This is a genomic window from Brenneria sp. L4-2C, assembly GCF_040240335.1.
Lineage (GTDB): Bacteria > Pseudomonadota > Gammaproteobacteria > Enterobacterales > Enterobacteriaceae > Brenneria.
Window position 1 is genome coordinate 296,246 of record NZ_JBEIAC010000003.1, and the last position, 19,378, is coordinate 315,623.

Sequence of the window (19,378 nt, forward strand, 5' to 3'; positions counted from 1 at the left end):
AAGGATTAAAGGTTTTCCGGGCGCGGCTGAATAGGCGGTTTAACCTCGGCCGGGATAGGACAGCGGTAAGGCGTTTCCTCCGTCTGTTTGACGTGGGCCGCCTTCACCCGCGCCAGCAGCGCCTCGTCCGTCAGCGCGTCGAGAGCGGTAGCGGCCATGATTTTGGCGACATGCGCCAGCCCTTTGTGCGCGGCGGGCATTTTTCCCTGAGCGGTCAGTTGCCAGGAATGGCCCGGCGTACCGATAGCCATCGTCGGCACATGCGCCTGCACGGTGGGGATCACCCAACTGACGTCGCCGACGTCGGTGGAGCCGATCATGATTTCGCCGTGTACGTCCAGCGGAATGATGTAATCGCTGAGCGGTTTTAATTCGGCCGGCTTCATACCGGCGCGGCGATAATCGCTGGCGATCTCTTCCTGGCTCAGCGTGGCCTGGATTTCCGCGGCGAAAGCCCTATCGGCATCGTCGAACGGCACCGGCCCCAGCGCATCGAAATTGCGTTGCATCGCCTCTTCCAGCGGGCGGTTGCCGAGCAAATTGGCGACGGCGCTCATGATGCTGATGTCCACCTGGGTATCCGTCATCATGGCGGCGCCGTTGGCCACGCGTTTTACCCGTTCGTTGAGATCGAACATGGTGTGAACATCGCGGGCGCGAATCGCGTAACGAACGGCGGCTTTGGCCTGCACGACATTCGGGGCAATACCGCCGGAATCGAGCATCGCGTAGTGAATACGGCAATCCTGCGGTACGTGTTCACGCAGGAACTGAACGCCGACATTCATCAGTTCGACGGCATCCAGCGCGCTGCGGCCCAGATGGGGCGAGGCGGCGGCATGCGAGGAACGGCCGGTAAAACGAAAATCCATGCGGGTATTGGCCAGCGAGCGCGGCTTCGCCACTTCATGATGGGCGTTGGGATGCCAGGTAATGGCGACGTCCACGCCGTCAAACGCGCCGGCGCGCACCATAAATGACTTGGCCGCCCCGCCCTCTTCCGCCGGACAGCCGTAATAACGCACCCGTCCCGGACGGCCGGTTTGCGCCAGCCACGCTTTTATCGCCGTCGCGGCCAGCATCGCCGCCGAACCCAGCAGATTGTGGCCGCAGCCGTGTCCGTTGCCGTCGCCCGGCAGCGGACACGGCCTGGCGACGCCGGATGCCTGGCTCAGCCCCGGCAAGGCGTCGTATTCGCCCAGAATGGCGATGATCGGGCCGCCTTCTCCCGCTTCTCCCATCACCGCGGTCGGAATGTCGGCCACGTTCTCGGTCACGCGGAAACCTTGTTTTTTCAGCATCGCCGTGTGCTCGGCGACCGAGCGATATTCCGTATAACAGATTTCCGGCATCCCCCAGACGCGATCGCTCAGGTCGCAAAATTCAGCCTTGCTTTCATCCACCAATTTCCAGACTAACTCTTTATTTTGCATGACAATCCCCAGAATTTACCGTTGGGTGGGACGACGGGCGCATCAGGCCCCGGAGGTCTTCAGCATGCGACAAAAACAAGCGGCAATGCCAATGAGCAATTCACACTCCCCATTCCAAAAATTCATAGTTTGGCGTCCATCCGTCGGTGAATTTTTATGATGGGCGTCCCTGGCTCTTGATCACGAATGCAGGGCCGTTGCCGGTTTTTACCGTTATCCGGCGTAAAAAATCAGGTTGAGGAAACGGCGGACTCAAAATGGCCCGCGGGGAAGCGGCGAAGGCGTGCGCCGCATCGGACAAAACGGCGGGCGCGTATAAAAATGGCGGTATTGCGGCATACGAAACCGTCTTCGAATCGGCATCAATCATGGCGACGAATAACAGACGGACGCGGAACGCAGGCGAAGGAAAAGCGGGAGGAAGGGTTACCCCACCGCCAGCTCGGGCTGAAGCGAAGCCGCGGCAAGCCGCCAGAACGCTTCACTCTGCCGGTTGCGCAGCGCCGGCTGTCGGTACAAACGAATATCCAGCGGCACGTCCCAGTGGCTGTCGCCCGCGCGCACCAACTCACCGCCGGCGAGCTCTTCCTTCACCAGGCTTTCCGGCAGCCAGGCGACGCCATTGCCGGACAGCGCCATCGCCTTAAGGTTAATCGACATGCCGTTTTCATAAATCGTCTCCAGCGGCAGCGGCTTGACGCTCAGCATTTGCGCCAGCGCATGAGCAAAAAACGAGTGCTTGCCATAGCTCAGCCAGGGAACGGCCTCGCGTGAAAAACCGATGGGATAAAGCGGCCGTCCCCGGCCGTCGGGGCGACAAACCGCAATCGCCCGCTCGGCACCCAGCGTCAGCATGGGATAAGCGGAAAGCTGCTTGATCAGCGAAACGGAATCATGGGCGTACGTCAGCAGAAAATCGGTTTCGCCGCTGTGCAGCAAAGAGATATGTTCGACAAACGTCGGCTTTTGATCGCACAAACGGATATAGCCCATGCACTGCTGGCTGTTGATACGCTTAAACCATTCGGGGAAAAAGGTCAGCGATAGGGTATTAAGCATGGCAAAACGCATCACGGCGGTACGCTTCTCGTAGCGCTGACTCATATTGCTGCGTAAATGCGCCATGGCGAATACGGTTTCGTTGGCGGTAGCCAGAAACGCCTGCCCTTCCGGCGTCAAGGTCACCGGATAGGTTTTACGGTCGAATAACGGCACGCCGAGCCACTCTTCCAACTGGCGAATACGGCGACTCAGGGCCGATTGCGTAATATGGCGCTCATTGGCCGCACGAGTGAAACTGTAGCAACGTGAGACACTGAGGAAATCTTCAAACCATTTCAATTCCATTGCAGGAAACCTCTGTCTGGACGAAAGGGAACAAAGTATTTTCAACGGGTGGTCGATTTAATAAGCAAAAAGCGCGCCATATTACAAAGCAAACTAAATCAGAGGATTATCTTCGCCGCCAGCGTCAGCCGCAGCGCCATTAGCGCAAAAAATCAACAATAATGCACAAAAAGAGTGCGAAGCAGGCCGGATACGCGAACGGCAAATGCTGGAGCGCATTCCCTCTTCCAGTAGTCGTACTTAATGAATCCCCGGACGGCGCTTCCTGCGCCATACGCGCATTAAAATTGCGAGCCGTTTCGCGGGCCTGACCGATATTGGCAAAATCAGATACATTTCCAATCGTGGCTCTGATAACTTCCTGGGGTGCCTTACCGCCGCAGGCGCCGCGTCTGCCGCAATCAATCCGTCGCTGAATCCGGTTATTCGGGATTGCGCTGTTTTTCACCCTGTCTCTTACAGGTGAAGAACGGGGGTCGTCGGTGGTAAGATACGGTGTTCGACCCTTTTACCAGCGCCCTTTCGAGCTAACAGACAGAGTAAAAACCGAGTAAAATCAATATGACTGAGTCTACCGATAAGGACTTCACCGCCCACACGCCGATGATGCAGCAGTACTTCAAGCTAAAGGCGCAGCATCCGGAAATTCTGCTGTTTTACCGTATGGGTGACTTTTATGAGTTGTTCTATGACGATGCCAAACGGGCATCCCAGCTGTTAGATATCTCGCTGACCAAGCGAGGGGCTTCAGCGGGCGAACCCATTCCAATGGCCGGCGTTCCCCACCATTCCGTCGAGAACTATCTGGCGAAGCTGGTGCAGTTGGGCGAATCGGTCGCTATCTGCGAACAGATCGGCGATCCCGCGACTAGTAAAGGGCCGGTCGAGCGTAAAGTGGTGCGCATCGTGACGCCCGGCACCATCAGTGATGAAGCGCTGCTGCAAGAAAAACAGGACAATCTGTTAGCCGCCATCTGGCAGGACGGCCGCGGCTTTGGCTACGCCACGCTGGATATCAGCTCAGGCCGTTTCCGCGTGACCGAACCGGCCGATCGGGAAACGATGGTGGCGGAGCTACAACGAACCAATCCGGCGGAACTGCTCTACCCCGAATCTTTTGAATCCATGTCGTTGATTGAACATCGACATGGGTTGCGCCGTCGTCCGCTCTGGGAGTTCGAGCTGGACACCGCCCGCCAGCAGTTAAATCTGCAATTCGGCACCCGCGACCTGACCGGATTCGGCGTTGAACAGGCGAAACTCGCGCTGCGCGCCGCCGGCTGTTTATTGCAATACGCCAAGGATACGCAGCGCACCTCGTTGCCCCATATCCGCGGCATCACCATGGAACGCCAGCAGGACGGCATCATTATGGATGCCGCCACGCGGCGCAACCTGGAACTGACGCAAAACCTGTCCGGCGGTACGGTAAATACGCTGGCCGCGGTGCTGGACTGTACGGTCACGCCAATGGGCAGCCGTATGCTAAAGCGCTGGCTGCATATGCCCAGCCGCGACATGAATACGCTGACCCACCGTCAGCAGTCCATCGGCGCATTGCAGGATCTTGCCGCGGAATTGCAGCCCTATCTACGACAGGTCGGCGATTTGGAACGCATTCTGGCGCGTCTGGCGCTGCGATCCGCCCGCCCGCGCGATTTGGCGCGCATGCGTCACGCTTTCCAGCAGCTTCCCGATATCCGCGCGCTGCTGGCGCCGCTGGCAACCGACTATATTCGTCAGCTTATCGAGCAGATTGGACAGTTCGACGAACTGCGCGATTTACTTGAACGCGCGGTAGTGGAAGCGCCGCCGGTGCTGGTGCGCGACGGCGGCGTTATCGCGCCGGGCTACAATACGGAACTGGATGAATGGCGGGCGCTGGCGGATGGCGCCAGCGATTATCTGGACAAGCTGGAGATCCGCGAACGTGAAAAGCTGGGCATTGATACGCTCAAGGTCGGCTTTAATGGCGTACATGGTTATTACATTCAGGTCAGCCGCGGCCAAAGTCATCTGGTGCCGATACATTATGTCCGCCGCCAGACGTTGAAAAACGCCGAACGCTATATCATCCCTGAGCTGAAAGAATACGAAGACAAGGTGCTGACCTCCAAAGGCAAGGCGCTGGCGCTGGAAAAAGCGCTCTATGACGAATTGTTCGATCTGTTGCTGCCGCACCTGGCGGCGCTGCAACAGAGCGCGTCGGCCCTGGCCGAACTGGATGTGCTGGCTAATCTGGCGGAACGCGCCTATACGCTGAATTATGCGTGTCCGACGCTCAGCGATAAACCCGGTATCAAAATCATCGGCGGGCGTCACCCGGTGGTGGAGCAAGTTCTCAGCGAGCCGTTCATTTCCAACCCGCTGTCGCTGTCGCCGCAGCGCCGTATGCTGATTATCACCGGCCCCAATATGGGGGGGAAAAGCACCTATATGCGTCAGGCGGCGTTAATCGTACTGATGGCGCACATTGGCTGTTTCGTTCCGGCGGATCAGGCGGTTATCGGCCCTGTCGACCGTATTTTCACCCGTGTCGGCGCGGCCGACGATCTGGCCTCCGGCCGTTCAACCTTTATGGTGGAAATGACGGAAACCGCCAATATTCTGCATAACGCAACGGAAAACAGTCTGGTATTGATGGATGAAATCGGCCGCGGCACCTCGACCTATGACGGCCTGTCGCTGGCCTGGGCCTGTGCGGAGAACCTGGCCAACAAGATCAAAGCCATGACGCTGTTCGCCACCCACTATTTTGAACTCACCAATTTGCCGGAAAAAATGGAAGGGGTGGCGAACGTTCATCTGGATGCGCTGGAGCATGGCGATACCATCGCATTCATGCACAGCGTACAGGACGGCGCGGCCAGCAAAAGCTATGGATTAGCCGTTGCGGCGCTGGCCGGCGTGCCGAAAGATGTCATTAAACGGGCGCGGAAAAAGCTGAAAGAGCTGGAAACCCTGTCGAACAACGCCTCGACAAGCCATATCGACGGCGCACAGCTTACGCTGCTGGGCAATGAAGAACCGTCGCCCGCCGTCGAAGCCCTGGAGTCTATCGACCCCGATACCTTGACGCCGCGCCAGGCGCTGGACTGGCTCTATCGCCTGAAGAAGATGCTGTAGCGATATTGCTTACCGCAACAAAAAAGGCGCTGAAAACTCAGCGCCTTTTTTATCCCTCAGGGTTATTCCGAAATGGGATCGCAATGCTGTCGCGTATTCATCCGGGCCTTGCCGCCGTCCGGCACCAGCGCCGTCGTCAGCTTGCCTTTCTCCATGGCGGGAAGCACGGCGAAATGCGCGCTAAACTCCATAAATACCGGCGCGCCCGCCTCCGTGCTGACCGTCATATATTGCCGTTCCAGCGTGGCGTCATGCGCCACCGCAAACGTTTTTCCCGTGGCGCAATCAGCAAACACGGCGGCATCGGCCATATAACGGTACATCCCCTTCATCGGCATCGGCGTATCCGGCAAAGCCAGATCGGTGGCGTTCAACCGGTAAGAATGCGGGGAATCAATGGGAATACCCTCTTGATCCAGCATCTCCAGATCGTTTCCCTGCGGACGAAAATAACGTTTGTCGCCACGGCTATCGGTTAACACCAGTTTGTCCGCCGTACGTCGCCACTGGCCGTACTCAGCAAAGGTGGTCGTTCCCTCGCGCGTCGTCTGATAATGTTCCCGCAAAATAAAAGTGCCGTCTTTGGACAAAAATAACGACGTTTCAATGCCTTCACAATCAGCGCAAGGCAATATGCCGCGATAGCTCTGCGCCATCGGTTTTAATGGTTCTTCCTGCATCAGCGAACGAGTGTGACACCCAATCAGTACAGATATGACCGCAACCAGCAGCGCACCAATCGCCAGTTTCTTCACTATTATTCTCCCGCAGGATTGGCCTGTTTTTATAGCCAGTTATTTTACTGATAAATTATTCTACTGTTCATCAACGCCGCGCGTAATCATTCCTCTTGATGCGCGATTTGCCAGTCGGCAAAAGTGATTTCCAGACTATTCTCACTATCCGACAACCAGATGGTGCCTTCCTGTAATGTAGCCTGTAACGTCATATTTCTCTTGGCTAAAGTGGCGAGTTGCGAGAGTTGATTGTCGTTAATAAAATATATCGTCAGGTTTTTATAGCCCGCGACTTTGCCGGCGATACTTTGCCGCCAGACCTGCGCCGCGCGTTCGTTATAGGCATACAGCACGACGGAACGGGACAGGCTACAGGCTTTTTTTAATCGTTTTTCATCCGGCAACCCCAGTTCGATCCACTGCTCCAGCTCCAGCGTGTCGTTACGCAACCAGATTTCCGGCTCATCATCCGCGCTTAACCCTTTGGTGAAGCGTAAATTCTCATCCGCATGACAGATCCAGGCCAGTAAACGCAACATCATCCGCTGCTCCGTCTCTGAAGGGTGCTGGGCGATAGTCAGGCTAGCGTCATAGAAAAAATGGCGATCCATGTCCGCAATATTGATCGCCGCTTTGTACACCGTTGCTTTTAATGCCATCTGTTACCTCATATTTATCCGCGCACAGTGTACTTGAGTTAGGCCCATCCTCACAGCAAAGGCGATCGCAATGACGCAACGGCGTGATTGGAATACTGATATCCTGATTGAGCCTATGCTATAGTCGATTTGATAAATAGAGTTTATCTTCGTAGGTTTACAACATCTGTCGCAGTAACACGAGGATGCATGAATGTCTACCGGGTTAAACTTTCAGGGGAGGATATAGTGCAAGAATACTGTGAATTAGTACGCCGCGTATACGCGGAGATCGCCAGCGGCGATCTGGGCTATATACCCGACTCGCTGGGTTGTGTATTGAAAACCCTGGATGGCATTGCCGCCAACGACGAACTGCCGTCCTCTGTCAGGGAACAGGCGGCTTATGCCGCTGCTAACTTATTGGTGAGCGATTATGTCAATGAGTAACGAATATCAACCCATCAACTGTGATGATTACGATAATCTGGAGGCCACCTGCCAGCAGAATTTGATCCTGACGCTGGAGCTGCGTAATGGTGAAACCGTTATCGGTAAAGCCAGCGACATGATCTCGCGTAAACACGTTGAATATTTGGTGATCGAAGAGTCCGGCTCGACGCGCGAGCTTCGTCTCGATCACATCGTCAGCTTCAGCCACCCGGGAATCGGGAAAGTGGTGGTCAGCGAATCCTGATTTTTCTCGGCTTCTCTCTCAAACGGACGACGCTTGTCGTCCGTTTTCATTTCACCCAGTCAATATGCCAGTCAGGCAGCCCCTCTTGCGCCTGACCTTCCAGGGTGACAAACCGATCAAGCGCCGCAATCAACTGGTCGTTATAGAAAACCAACGGCGTCCGATCGCGCCACCACGGCGGCACCCCCAGCTCTTGCCAGAGTTTTTTCAGCGACCGGCCGCCGGCCCGTCCCACTCGATGTATGCGCCCCGCGGCGCTGAAGCGAATACTGACCTGCTCCGCCGCCCCCGGCCGCCGTACCCGCGTGCCGTCTGCCGCCAGCGATAACACGCCGGCCCCGTCGGGCAACGCCAGCGGCCCGGAGAGCGGTTGCCAGCTTAATACGCATTCTTTCAACGATTGCATCAGCGGCAACGCATAAAGATGCTGACGAAATCGTCTGATCTGCCATTGGTTGAGCCGTAGCGCCGGGTCGGCGTCCTGCCGGCTGACGGCGACCTCCTGCCACAACCGTTGCAGTTGATCGCGGGCGGGCATCTGCACGCCCCGTTCCGCCAGCCAACGACGCAGCAACGCAAATCGCCGCACCGGACTGAGCGGCGCCAGCCCGTCGATGCTCAGGGCGCCATCCGGGCGACACAACGCCCGTAATGACTCGGCCAGCAGTTCATCAAGCAGTTGTTCCTGTTCGGCGCATAGCTGCGCGCTGCGCGCCGCCGCCGCCGGAAAATGCGGCCAACGTTCGGTTAGCAGAGGGAGAACGCGCCGGCGCAGAAAGTTACGATCGAAGCGTTCATCCTGATTGCTGTCATCCTCGACCCAGGTGAGTTGATGGAAACGCGCATAGGCTTCCAACTGTCGGCGAGAAAAACCGAGCAACGGCCGCAGCAGCGGATGATTGCCCGAGGTTGTCACTGCGGCCATGGCGGAAAGCCCGGCGGGACCGCTGCCGCGTTTGAGCGCCAGTAAAAAGGTTTCACTTTGATCGTCAAGGTGCTGCGCCGTCAGTAAAACCTCATCATCCCGCAAATGATCATGCAGCGCCCGATAACGCGCCTCCCTGGCCGCCGCTTCAATTCCCCCATGTTGCGCATCGACCGTGACGTCGAGCCGGGTAAACGGCACCTGCCACTGCCGACACTGCCGCCGACAATGTTCGGCCCAGCTATCCGCCAGCGGACTCAAGCCGTGATGCACGTAAGCCGCGCGCACGTCAATAGGACGGCGTTGACGTAACGCCGCCATCAGATGCAGCAGCACGCTGGAATCCATCCCCCCGCTGTAAGCCACCAGGAAGCGCCGATATCCGGCGGTTTGCGCAGCAAGCGAAGTCAGTAACAGGTCGTCAGGCTGGGAGCTGTTCACGGCGTCAAATCTCGTACAGTTCTAAAGGCAATCCGTCCGGATCGCTAAAGAAGGTAAAGCGCCGCTGCGTTTCAGGATCGACGCGCACCGGCTCGCAAACCACCCCCGCCTGCATCAGCGTGGCGATAGCCTGTTCCACGCTTTCAACCGAAAAGGCCAGATGGCGCAGACCGCAGGCTTCGGGGCGGCTGACGCGAGGCGGCGGTTCCGGAAATGAAAACAGTTCAATGGCATAGCGCCCGTTCAGCGCCAAATCCCCTTTCCAGGAATCGCGCGCGCTGCGATACACCTCATTAATCAGCGTAAAACCCAGCACCTCGCAGTAAAAAGCCTTACTACGCTGATAGTCCGAAGCAATAATTGCAATGTGATGCGTATCAATGAGTTTCAGCATAGATTCCCACGTTGATTGATGATGTTCAGGCCAGGTCGTCTGCAAATCGCAGCGATTGATCGGTGGATTGGCGCGCTTCAAACCGCGCCGGAAAAATCATAGCAAAAAGTCCGCTCTCATTGCTGACAGCGGACCTTTGGATGACTATTCGATGAACAGATCAGCAGTAGCCGTAGTTCATCAGACGCTGATAGCGACGATTAAGCAACTCTTCTTCATCCAGCGCATCCAGATCCTGAAGATCGGACAGCAACTGCGCTTTCAACGATTCGGCCATCGCCGCCACGTCGCGGTGCGCGGATCCCAACGGTTCAGGGATAACGCTGTCAATCATCTTCAGCTCTTTCAAGCGCGGCGCGGTGATGCCCATCGCTTCCGCGGCCAGCGGCGCCTTGTCCGCGCTTTTCCACAGAATAGAGGCGCATCCCTCCGGCGAAATCACCGAGTAGGTGCTGTATTGCAGCATGTTGATCTTGTCGCCGACGCCAATCGCCAGCGCGCCGCCGGAGCCGCCTTCGCCGATCACGGTACAGACGATAGGCACTCGCAGGCAAGACATTTCCCGCAGGTTGCGCGCAATGGCTTCGGACTGGCCGCGCTCTTCCGCCCCGACGCCCGGATAAGCGCCCGGCGTATCGATAAACGTAATGATCGGTAATTTAAAGCGTTCCGCCATTTCCATCAGACGCAGCGCTTTGCGATAGCCTTCCGGCGCCGGCATACCAAAATTACGGCGAATTTTTTCTTTGGTTTCACGCCCTTTCTGATGACCGATGATCATCACCGGACGCCCGTCCAGGCGCGCGATGCCGCCGACAATCGCTTTGTCGTCGGCATAAGCGCGATCGCCCGCCAGCTCATCAAAATCAGTAAAGATATGTTTGATGTAATCCAGCGTATAAGGACGCTGCGGATGACGCGCCAACTGGGCGACTTGCCAGGCGCCCAGATCGGAGAAAATCTTGCGCGTCAGTTCAACGCTCTTCTCACGCAGACGCTGAACTTCTTCGTCCAGATTAATATCCAATTTTTCGTCTTGACGGCTGACTGCGGTCAGCGAGTCAATTTTCGCTTCCAACTCTGCAATCGGCTGCTCAAAATCAAGAAAATTCAGACTCATAGTATTCCTATATTAGTCAAATTCCAGTTCCACCTGTTCATTACCCACTAACGAGCGCAGATCATTTAGCAACGAATCGGTCGGCGTTATCCGCCATGCCGCACCGAAACGCAACCGAGCGCGCGCATCTTCACGCTGGTAATAGAGGTTCACTGGGATCGTCCCCGAACGATGTGGTTCCAACGATTGACGGAGACGGTTTAATAGCTGGTCATCAATTTGCCTGTCAGTCAGCGAGATAGCAAGCCCGCGCGCATATTTTTCCCGCGCTTCGCTGATATCCATTAACTCCCGGACGGTCATTTTAAGTCCGCCGCTGAAGTCATCAAAGCTGACCTGTCCGCTGGCGATCAGGATACGGTCTTTTTCCAATAAATGCTGGTATTTATCCAGCGCATCGGTGAACAGCATGATTTCCAGACGACCGGAACGATCGTCCAGCGTACAAACGCCAATACGGTTTCCCCGCTTGGTCACCATGACCCGGGCCGCCAGCACCAGGCCGACGGCCGTGGTCATTTTGCCCCGCTCCGTCGGGTGCATATCTTTTAAACGTACGCCGCCGGCATAACGTTCTATTTCCTTAATATATTGGGTGATCGGGTGGCCGGTCAGATACAGCCCCAGCGTTTCCCGCTCGCCGTCCAGCACCACCTGTTCCGGCCAGGGCGGAACCGTGCTGTAAGACTGCTCGACCTGCTCGGGCGCATCGGCCAGCACGCCGAACATATCCACCTGGCCGATGGCTTCGGCCTTGGCATGCTGATCGGCCGCTTTCAGCGCATCGCCCAGCGAATTCATCAGCGCGGCGCGATGCGGCCCCAGACGATCGAATGCCCCGGACATGATCAGCTTTTCCAGCACCCGACGATTCAGTTTCTTGATGTCGGTACGGGCGCAGAGATCGAACAGTTCCCTGAAGTAGCCGCCTTGATTCCGCGCTTCAATAATCGCTTCAATCGGCCCTTCGCCAACGCCCTTGATCGCGCCGATACCGTAAACGATCTCGCCGTCATCATTCACATGAAAATGATAAAGCCCGCTGTTGATGTCCGGCGGCAGGATTTTCAATCCCATGCGCCAGCATTCATCCACCAGCCCCACCACTTTATCGGTGTTATCCATATCGGCGGTCATCACCGCGGCCATAAACTCGGCCGGATAGTGCGCTTTTAACCACAAGGTCTGATAAGACACCAGCGCATAGGCGGCGGAGTGCGACTTGTTAAACCCGTAACCGGCGAATTTCTCCACCAGGTCGAAGATTTTCATCGACAGTTCGCCGTCGATGCCCATCCTCTCCGAGCCCTCTTTAAACACCGAGCGCTGCTTCGCCATCTCTTCCGGCTTTTTCTTACCCATGGCGCGGCGCAGCATATCCGCGCCGCCCAGCGTATAGCCCGCCAGTACCTGGGCGATCTGCATCACCTGTTCCTGATACAGGATAATACCATAGGTCGGTTCCAGCACCGGTTTCAGCGACTCATGTTGCCACTCGATGTCGGGATAGGAAATCGCTTCCCGACCGTGCTTACGGTCGATGAAGTTATCCACCATGCCGGACTGCAACGGGCCGGGCCGGAACAGGGCCACCAGCGCGATCATATCTTCAAAGCAGTCGGGCTTCAGGCGCTTGATCAAATCTTTCATGCCGCGCGATTCAAGCTGGAATACCGCCGTGGTCTCCGAGCGTTGCAGCATGTCGAAGCTCTTCTTGTCATCCAGCGGGATGGCGGCGATATCGATCGGCTCAAGCCCCTGCCTGGCGCGCCGCGCGTTGATCATCTCCAGCGCCCAGTCGATGATGGTCAGCGTACGCAGTCCCAGGAAGTCGAACTTCACCAGACCGGCATATTCAACGTCGCTTTTATCGAACTGGGTAACCGGGTGGTTGCCTTCCGCATCGCAATACAGCGGCGCAAAATCAGTGATCTTGGTCGGGGAGATAACCACCCCGCCCGCATGTTTCCCCGCATTACGCGTCACGCCTTCCAGCTTGCGCGCCATATCGATTAAGGCTCTGACTTCCTCATCCGCCTCATAGATTTCGGGCAGTTGCGGTTCAGCCGCGAACGCTTTTTCCAGCGTCATCCCCGGATCGGGCGGCACCAGTTTGGAAATGCGATCGACAAAACCATAGGGATGCCCGAGCACCCGGCCCACATCGCGGATCACCGCTTTGGCGGCCATGGTACCGAAGGTAATGATCTGCGATACCGCATCGCGACCGTACATATCGGCGACGTGATCGATCACCCTGTCGCGTTTTTCCATGCAGAAGTCGACGTCGAAGTCGGGCATGGAGACACGCTCCGGGTTGAGGAATCGTTCGAACAGCAGGTCGAATTCCAGCGGGTCCAGATCGGTGATTTTCAGCGAGTAGGCCACCAGCGAACCGGCGCCCGACCCTCGTCCCGGCCCGACGGGTACGTCATTGTCCTTCGACCACTGGATAAACTCCATCACGATCAGGAAGTAACCGGGGAACCCCATCTGGTTGATCACCTGAAGTTCGATCTCCAGGCGTTCATCATATGCAGGGCGCTTGGCCGCCCGATCCTCCGGATCGGGGAACAAAAATTCCAGACGCTCTTCCAACCCCTCTTTGGCGCGTTTGACCAGATAATCCTCAGTGGACATATCGCCGGTGGGGAACTGCGGCAGGAAATATTCGCCTAAGCGGATGGTCACGTTACAGCGTTTGGCTATTTCAACGCTGTTGACCAACGCTTCGGGAATGTCGGCAAACAGTTCGCACATCTCATCTTCCGTGCGCATGTATTGCTGCGGACTGTAATTTCGCGGCCGTTTGGGATCGTCCAGCGTATAGCCGTCATGAATGGCCACACGGATTTCGTGCGCATCGAAATCCTCTTCGCTGATGAAACGCACATCATTGGTCGCCACCACCGGCAAGTTGTATTTTGTCGCCAGCTCCACCGCGGCGTGCAGATAGCTTTCTTCATCCGGACGTCCGGTGCGGATCAGCTCCAGATAATAACAATCAGGGAAATGTTGCTGGTAAAAAGCCAGACTCTGTTCGGCTTGTGTCTGATTGCCGCGCAGCAGGAATTTGCCGATGTCGCCGTTGCGGCCGCCGGATAGCAGCAACAAGCCATTGCGGTATTCAATCAGCCAGTCGCGATCGATCGTCGGCCCTTCCGCCCCGTAACCACGCTGATAAGCATGGGAAATCAGCAGCGTAAGATTCTGGTAACCCTCATTATCCATCGCCAGGATCGTGAGCTGAGCCAGTTCATCGCCCAATTCTTCGCTCGCGACATAGAAATCTGCGCCGACAATGGGCTTAATACCCGCGCCGTGAGCGCCGCCATAGAACTTGACCAGCCCGCAAAGGTTGGTGAAATCGGTAATCGCCAGCGCCGGCATGCCCAGCGCCGCCGCTTTTTTTACCAGCGGCCCGACCTTTGCCAGCCCATCGATCATGGAATAGTCACTGTGAACACGCAGGTGAACAAAACGTGGTTCGGCCATATCCAGATCCCAGAATTTATCGATTAGTCAACGCGGTAATGAAGATTATCGCCGCAGTGAAAGTTAATGATGAGCTCAATGACGCCCCTCGTTATCGTCATGCCCGCATCCCGCGCCTGCGCCAAGACGGCCGGTCGCCAGCAACGGCGACGAATGTCGGAACCGCAATACCCGGAACCAGCAGGCTACATCAACGATGGTGGTATTTCACGCTAATCCCAGCGCCCGTTTAACCGGCGCAAAACTGCGGCGATGAAACGCGGTAGCGCCCAGCGCCGCCAGTTTCTCCAGGTGGAAAGCGGTCGGATAGCCTTTGTGTTTGGCGAAACCATAATCCGGGAAAAGCTTGTCCAGTGCGACCATTTCACGATCGCGCGTCACCTTCGCCATAATCGAGGCCGCGCTAATCTCCGCCACACGGCTGTCGCCCTTCACCACCGCCTGCGCCGGCATCGGCAAGTGGGGACAACGATTACCATCGATCAGCGCAAAGTCCGGCGCCAATGACAGACCGGCCACCGCCCGCTGCATCGCCAGCATGGTGGCATGCAAAATATTCAACCGATCAATCTCTTCAGGTTCAGCCCGTCCCAGACTCCAGCACAGCGCTTTCTCTTTTATTTCATCATAGAGCGCCAGCCGGCGTTTTTCGCTTAGCTGTTTCGAGTCCGCCAACCCGACGATCGGCCTGGCGGGATCGAGAATCACCGCGGCGGTGACGACGGAGCCCACCAACGGCCCGCGCCCGACTTCATCAATACCCGCGATACGGCAATACGCCTGCGGGTAGATAAATGCATCACTCATGATTTTATCAATTCCAATACGGCCTGCGCAGCCTGCTCGTCGGCATTACAGCGAATCTGCCGGTGCAAATCCAGAAATGTGGCCCGCAACTCGGCGATTTTATGTTCATCCGCCAGCCAGGGCGTCAACGCCGCCGCCAGTTTATCCGGCGTGCAATCCGTTTGCAGCAGTTCCGTCACCAGCTCTCTGCCGGCCAGCAGATTAGGCAGGGAGACCCAGGGGGTTTTTACCAGCTTCTGCGCCAGCCAGAATGTAAAGGGCTTCATGCGATAACCCACTACCATCGGGCATTTCGCCAGCATACATTCCAGCGCGGCGGTTCCCGAAGCCAGCAAAGTCGCATCGCTGGCCACCATCGCTTCACGCGCCTGCCCGTCCAGAATACGTACCGGCAGATCGGGCGCGACGCTATCTTTTATCCGTTCAAACTGTTCACGGCGTTTGCCGTTGACCAGCGGCGCCACAATTTCCAGATCGGGAAAACGCTGGCGCAGCAGCGTTGCGGTACGCAAAAAGACATCGCTGAGCATATCCACTTCCGCGCCCCGACTGCCGGGCAGCAGCGCCAGACAGCGGGCATCGGCGCGGATCCCCAGGGTTGCTCTGGCGGCCTGTTTGTCCGGGTGCAACGGCATGGCATCGGCCATGGTATGACCGATAAAGCGGCAGGGAACGTGAAAACGATCGTAAAATGCTTTTTCAAAAGGAAGAAATGCCAGGACCAGATCGGTCGACTTACCTATTTTGAAAACGCGTTTTTGACGCCAGGCCCAAACGGACGGGCTGACATAGTGAATCGTGCTGATACCGCGCCGTTTCAGATTGCCTTCCAGCGTGATATTAAAATCCGGCGCGTCGATGCCGACAAAAACATCCGGCTTCAGTTCGCTAAAACGCCGGGTTAAGTCCCGTCGAATGTTGAGCAAACGCGGCAAACGCTCAAGCACTTCCACAATGCCCATCACCGCCAGCTCTTCCATCTCATACCAGGCTTCACAACCTTCGGCCTGCATACGCGGCCCGGCGACGCCGACAAAGCGGGCGTCGGGTACTTTTTCTTTAAGCGCGCGGATCAATCCGGCGCCGAGAATGTCGCCGGAGGTTTCTCCGGCAACCAATCCGATAACCAGGGGACGCGACATAGATTAACGGATGATACCGCGGGTGGAACGCGCGAAGAAATCAACAAATGCCTGCACGGCCGGATGTTGCTGCGCCAGCGCTTCAATTTCCGGTTTTACCTCGTCCAGCGTTTTACCGCTGCGGTAAATCAGTTTGTAGACATTGCGGATAGCGTGCTGCGTGTTTTTCTCAAAACCGCGGCGCTTTAATCCTTCAATATTCAAACCAAACGGCGTGGCGTGATTTCCCTGCGCGATAACGTAAGGAGGAACGTCCTGCGCAACGCCGGAACATCCGCCGACCATGACATGAGCGCCGATGATACAGAACTGATGCACCGCCGTCATACCGCCGATAATGGCGAAATCATCAACGGAAACGTGTCCGCCGAGCGTCGCATTATTGGCAAAAATACAGCGGTTGCCGATAATACAGTCATGCGCGATATGCGTATTGACCATAAACAGATTGTCGCTGCCGACTTTGGTCACCCCCCCGCCCTGTTCCGTAGCGCGATGAATGGTAACGCTCTCACGAATACGGTTACGATCGCCGATCTCGACGCGAGTCGTCTCTCCTGCATATTTCAGATCCTGATTCACTTCGCCAATGGAGGCGAACTGATAGATTTCGTTGTCGCGGCCAATTTTGGTGACGCCATTAACCACAACATGCGACTTCAACACAGTACCCGCACCGATCTCAACCTGAGAACCGATATAGCAGAATGGGCCGATATGTACGCCAGCGCCAATGACGGCGCCGTCTTCAACAATCGAGCTAGGATGAACAAAGGCGGTTTGATCAATCACGGTATCAGGCCTCCCGACGACGAGCACACATCATTGACGCTTCACAGGCGATCTCGCCATCTACTTTAGCAACGCCTTTGAAACGTGCAACGCCGCGACGCTCTTTTATGAATTCAACCTCAAGGATCATCTGATCCCCTGGCTCTACAGGGCGTTTAAAACGCGCTTCATCAATTGCCGCAAAGTAGTACAGTTCGCCAGGCTCAAGCTTGCCGACGCTTTTAAACGCCAGAATACCCGTTGCCTGCGCCATTGCTTCCAGAATCAATACGCCCGGAAAAATAGGTTTGCCCGGGAAGTGTCCTTGAAAGAAAGGTTCGTTAAAAGAGACGTTTTTCACCGCCCGTAAGAATTTTCCTTCTTCAAAATCAAGTACACGGTCAACCAGTAAAAACGGGAAGCGGTGCGGTAATAATTCTAAAATCTCTTCAATATGCAGAGTATGAGTGTCAGTAGTCAAAATACTCTTCCTGTCCATAAAACTGATGCCATCAACAACACGGCCTGCTCAGACCCAAAAGGGGATCTTCAGGCAGGCCGCAAATAAGGATTAGTACGCAGGTGCGCTGACGCTATTCAATAACAGAGCACGACTTTCTCACACCCGGACCTTTCATTTACATCCAGACTATGCGTTTGCACCTAATCAGACGCAACGCCGGTGGTTTAGCTTTTATCGACCTTCCGCTCAACGGCTTTTAACCGCTTGCTTATATCGTCAATATTCATCACCAGCGCGGCGGTCTTGCGCCAAACTTTATTGGGCTGCAAAGGAATGCCTGAAGAGTATACCCCAGGTTCGGTGATCGGTCTCATCACCATGCCCATTCCCGTCACCGTAACCTTATCGCAGATTTCCATGTGACCGTTGATCACGCTGGCCCCGCCGATCATGCAATAGCGACCGATTTTCAGGCTGCCGGCCATGATAACGCCGCCGGCGACTGCCGTATTGTCGCCAATCACCACGTTGTGCGCAATCTGGCATTGGTTATCAATGATGACGCCATCACCAATGATCGTATCATCCAATGCGCCGCGGTCGATCGTGGTACTCGCGCCGATCTCGACCCGATCGCCGATTCTGACCGAACCTAACTGAGGGATCTTCACCCAGTTGCCGCGATCGTTGGCATAACCAAAACCGTCGGAACCGATGACCGCTCCCGACTGAATCAAACACTTTTCGCCCATCTCGACGTTATGATAAACCGTGACGTTCGCCCATAAGCGGGTTCCGGCGCCAAGACGCGCGTTCTTGCCAATAAAACAGCCAGGGCCGATGCTGACGTTATCGCCCAGTTGCACGCCGGACTCGATAACGGCATTGGCCCCGATAGACACATTCCGCCCCAGGGCCGCATCCTGCGCGACAACCGCGCTGGGCGCGATATCCGTAGCCGGAGCCGGCGTGGTATCCATCAACTGCGCCATACGCGCATACGTCAGATAGGGATTTTTAACCACCAGCGCCGCGACCTGACAGTAAGGTAAATCCGCTTCCGTCAGCACGATAGCCGAGGCTTTGGTCTCCGCCAATTGCTCACGATAGCGACTGTCGGATAGGAAAGTAATCTGCCCGGACTTTGCTGAATGCATAGAAGCAACGCCGGTGACGACAATGCTGCCGTCACCGTGTAATTGCGCATCCAACTGTTGTGCCAACGCATCCAGTCGAATCGAATACATGAATTATTTAACCTGTTTCAGCACGTCGGCGGTAATGTCTTTGGCATTGGCGGAATAAGCTACCGCGTTGGCATCGATCACCACATCATAACCTTCTTTGCTGGCAACGGATTTCACCGCGTCCTGAATACGGCTCAGGATTTTATTACGTTCTTCCATCTGACGGCGACGATTATCCTGATCAAACGCCTGTGCTTTGGCGGAGAACTGATCGCGCTGGGCCATGATGTCTTTTTCCATTTTGCTGCGTTCGCTCGCCTTCATGGTAGAACCATCGCGCTGCAATTTTTGCATTTTAGTTTGCAGATCTTTTTCCATGGATTGCAATTCGGACGCACGGCCTTTGAATTCATTTTCCAACTGACGAGCCACCGTGTCACGCTGCGGCAACTGCTGGAAAATGCTGGATACGTTAACGACGGCAATCTTGTCGGCAGCCTGAACGCCGGCCGAAGCCGCCAATGCTAAACCGAGACCTGCAGCACACAACCACTTTTTCACTATAAACTCCTCAACCTGACCTGTTTGTGCCTGAGCACATTTTGATGTGCATGGCGTCATCATGCGGGCAAAGCCATCAGCCCCTGGACACGAC

General features: G+C 56.1%; 19 protein-coding genes. 4 read left to right on the plus strand and 15 right to left on the minus strand.

Annotated elements, in window-relative coordinates; translation table 11 throughout:
* Positions 1 to 5: 5 nt before the first annotated feature.
* From ABRZ26_RS07440 to ABRZ26_RS07450, 3 genes are all read right to left on the minus strand, one after another.
* The gene (locus ABRZ26_RS07440) at positions 6 to 1,433 is read right to left on the minus strand and encodes a M20 family metallopeptidase (protein WP_319603613.1); all 1,428 of its coding nucleotides are present in this window, start codon (positions 1,431 to 1,433) and stop codon (positions 6 to 8) included.
* 426 nt (positions 1,434 to 1,859) lie between these two features.
* Entirely contained in the window at positions 1,860 to 2,780 is a 921-nt protein-coding gene (locus ABRZ26_RS07445) for a LysR family transcriptional regulator (RefSeq protein WP_319603614.1), read from the minus strand.
* Between the two features lie 139 nt (positions 2,781 to 2,919).
* Entirely contained in the window at positions 2,920 to 3,228 is a 309-nt protein-coding gene (locus ABRZ26_RS07450; protein ID WP_319603615.1) for a hypothetical protein, read from the minus strand.
* A gap of 113 nt (positions 3,229 to 3,341) precedes the next feature.
* Between ABRZ26_RS07450 and mutS the strand changes: the two genes are divergently transcribed.
* Positions 3,342 to 5,906 carry a DNA mismatch repair protein MutS gene (gene mutS / locus ABRZ26_RS07455; protein ID WP_319603616.1) on the plus strand — a complete coding sequence of 855 codons (2,565 nt, stop codon included), beginning with the start codon at positions 3,342 to 3,344 and terminating at the stop codon, positions 5,904 to 5,906.
* A gap of 62 nt (positions 5,907 to 5,968) precedes the next feature.
* On the opposite strand, the gene nlpE is transcribed toward mutS, so the two are convergent.
* Positions 5,969 to 6,661 (minus strand): envelope stress response activation lipoprotein NlpE, encoded by a 693-nt coding sequence (gene nlpE, locus ABRZ26_RS07460; RefSeq protein ID WP_319603617.1) that lies wholly within the window; start codon positions 6,659 to 6,661, stop codon positions 5,969 to 5,971.
* Positions 6,662 to 6,747: 86 nt separating this feature from the next.
* Positions 6,748 to 7,302 (minus strand): YaeQ family protein, encoded by a 555-nt coding sequence (locus ABRZ26_RS07465; protein ID WP_319603618.1) that lies wholly within the window; start codon positions 7,300 to 7,302, stop codon positions 6,748 to 6,750.
* Positions 7,303 to 7,530: 228 nt separating this feature from the next.
* Between ABRZ26_RS07465 and ABRZ26_RS07470 the strand changes: the two genes are divergently transcribed.
* Together ABRZ26_RS07470 and rof are read left to right on the plus strand one after the other, a co-directional pair.
* The gene (locus ABRZ26_RS07470) at positions 7,531 to 7,731 is read left to right on the plus strand and encodes a YaeP family protein (protein WP_319603619.1); all 201 of its coding nucleotides are present in this window, start codon (positions 7,531 to 7,533) and stop codon (positions 7,729 to 7,731) included.
* A complete protein-coding gene (gene rof, locus ABRZ26_RS07475) occupies positions 7,718 to 7,978 on the plus strand; it encodes a Rho-binding antiterminator (RefSeq protein ID WP_239781973.1) in 261 nt (86 codons plus the stop codon). The genes ABRZ26_RS07470 and rof overlap by 14 nt, the downstream gene beginning before the upstream one ends.
* Positions 7,979 to 8,024: 46 nt before the next feature.
* On the opposite strand, the gene tilS is transcribed toward rof, so the two are convergent.
* The 4 genes from tilS to dnaE form a co-directional block, all read right to left on the minus strand.
* A complete protein-coding gene (tilS, locus tag ABRZ26_RS07480; protein WP_319603620.1) occupies positions 8,025 to 9,344 on the minus strand; it encodes a tRNA lysidine(34) synthetase TilS in 1,320 nt (439 codons plus the stop codon).
* Positions 9,345 to 9,348: 4 nt separating this feature from the next.
* On the minus strand, positions 9,349 to 9,738 hold the full coding sequence (locus ABRZ26_RS07485; protein ID WP_319603621.1) for a VOC family protein: 390 nt from the start codon (positions 9,736 to 9,738) through the stop codon (positions 9,349 to 9,351).
* A 160-nt stretch (positions 9,739 to 9,898) separates the two neighbouring features.
* Complete coding sequence (accA, locus tag ABRZ26_RS07490; protein WP_319603622.1) at positions 9,899 to 10,858, minus strand: acetyl-CoA carboxylase carboxyl transferase subunit alpha; 960 nt, start codon at positions 10,856 to 10,858, stop codon at positions 9,899 to 9,901.
* Positions 10,859 to 10,870: 12 nt separating this feature from the next.
* Positions 10,871 to 14,353 (minus strand): DNA polymerase III subunit alpha, encoded by a 3,483-nt coding sequence (gene dnaE / locus ABRZ26_RS07495; protein ID WP_319603623.1) that lies wholly within the window; start codon positions 14,351 to 14,353, stop codon positions 10,871 to 10,873.
* 78 nt (positions 14,354 to 14,431) lie between these two features.
* Here dnaE and ABRZ26_RS07500 point away from each other — a divergent pair, with 78 nt between their 5' ends.
* Complete coding sequence (locus ABRZ26_RS07500) at positions 14,432 to 14,569, plus strand: hypothetical protein (protein WP_319603624.1); 138 nt, start codon at positions 14,432 to 14,434, stop codon at positions 14,567 to 14,569.
* Here the strand turns inward: ABRZ26_RS07500 and rnhB are convergent.
* The 6 genes from rnhB to skp all read right to left on the minus strand — a co-directional run bounded on the left by rnhB (position 14,561) and on the right by skp (position 19,284).
* Positions 14,561 to 15,160, minus strand: coding sequence for a ribonuclease HII (gene rnhB, locus ABRZ26_RS07505; protein WP_319603625.1), 600 nt, complete (start codon positions 15,158 to 15,160; stop codon positions 14,561 to 14,563). The genes ABRZ26_RS07500 and rnhB overlap by 9 nt on opposite strands.
* A complete protein-coding gene (gene lpxB / locus ABRZ26_RS07510; protein WP_319603626.1) occupies positions 15,157 to 16,302 on the minus strand; it encodes a lipid-A-disaccharide synthase in 1,146 nt (381 codons plus the stop codon). Before lpxB ends, rnhB begins: the two co-directional genes overlap by 4 nt.
* 3 nt (positions 16,303 to 16,305) lie before the next feature.
* Positions 16,306 to 17,094, minus strand: a complete 789-nt coding sequence (gene lpxA / locus ABRZ26_RS07515; RefSeq protein WP_319603627.1) for an acyl-ACP--UDP-N-acetylglucosamine O-acyltransferase — start codon at positions 17,092 to 17,094, stop codon at positions 16,306 to 16,308.
* Positions 17,095 to 17,098: 4 nt separating this feature from the next.
* Positions 17,099 to 17,572: a 3-hydroxyacyl-ACP dehydratase FabZ gene (gene fabZ, locus ABRZ26_RS07520; RefSeq protein WP_183092042.1), complete on the minus strand. Its 474-nt coding sequence runs from the start codon at positions 17,570 to 17,572 to the stop codon at positions 17,099 to 17,101.
* 188 nt (positions 17,573 to 17,760) lie between these two features.
* Positions 17,761 to 18,783 (minus strand): UDP-3-O-(3-hydroxymyristoyl)glucosamine N-acyltransferase, encoded by a 1,023-nt coding sequence (gene lpxD, locus ABRZ26_RS07525; RefSeq protein WP_319603628.1) that lies wholly within the window; start codon positions 18,781 to 18,783, stop codon positions 17,761 to 17,763.
* A gap of 3 nt (positions 18,784 to 18,786) precedes the next feature.
* Complete coding sequence (gene skp, locus ABRZ26_RS07530) at positions 18,787 to 19,284, minus strand: molecular chaperone Skp (protein ID WP_319603629.1); 498 nt, start codon at positions 19,282 to 19,284, stop codon at positions 18,787 to 18,789.
* Between the last annotated feature and the right edge of the window lie 94 nt (positions 19,285 to 19,378).

Bases quoted from the DNA above. Each gene is read 5' to 3' on its own strand.
- rof (WP_239781973.1), top strand. From the start codon at position 7,718: ATGTCAATGAGTAACGAATATCAACCCATCAACTGTGATGATTACGAT.
- ABRZ26_RS07445 (WP_319603614.1), bottom strand. From the start codon at position 2,780: ATGGAATTGAAATGGTTTGAAGATTTCCTCAGTGTCTCACGTTGCTAC.
- ABRZ26_RS07485 (WP_319603621.1), bottom strand. From the start codon at position 9,738: ATGCTGAAACTCATTGATACGCATCACATTGCAATTATTGCTTCGGAC.
- mutS (WP_319603616.1), top strand. From the start codon at position 3,342: ATGACTGAGTCTACCGATAAGGACTTCACCGCCCACACGCCGATGATG.
- ABRZ26_RS07440 (WP_319603613.1), bottom strand. From the start codon at position 1,433: ATGCAAAATAAAGAGTTAGTCTGGAAATTGGTGGATGAAAGCAAGGCT.
- dnaE (WP_319603623.1), bottom strand. From the start codon at position 14,353: ATGGCCGAACCACGTTTTGTTCACCTGCGTGTTCACAGTGACTATTCC.
- accA (WP_319603622.1), bottom strand. From the start codon at position 10,858: ATGAGTCTGAATTTTCTTGATTTTGAGCAGCCGATTGCAGAGTTGGAA.
- ABRZ26_RS07500 (WP_319603624.1), top strand. From the start codon at position 14,432: ATGACGCCCCTCGTTATCGTCATGCCCGCATCCCGCGCCTGCGCCAAG.
- rnhB (WP_319603625.1), bottom strand. From the start codon at position 15,160: ATGAGTGATGCATTTATCTACCCGCAGGCGTATTGCCGTATCGCGGGT.
- ABRZ26_RS07465 (WP_319603618.1), bottom strand. From the start codon at position 7,302: ATGGCATTAAAAGCAACGGTGTACAAAGCGGCGATCAATATTGCGGAC.
- fabZ (WP_183092042.1), bottom strand. From the start codon at position 17,572: ATGGACAGGAAGAGTATTTTGACTACTGACACTCATACTCTGCATATT.
- lpxB (WP_319603626.1), bottom strand. From the start codon at position 16,302: ATGTCGCGTCCCCTGGTTATCGGATTGGTTGCCGGAGAAACCTCCGGC.
- lpxD (WP_319603628.1), bottom strand. From the start codon at position 18,783: ATGTATTCGATTCGACTGGATGCGTTGGCACAACAGTTGGATGCGCAA.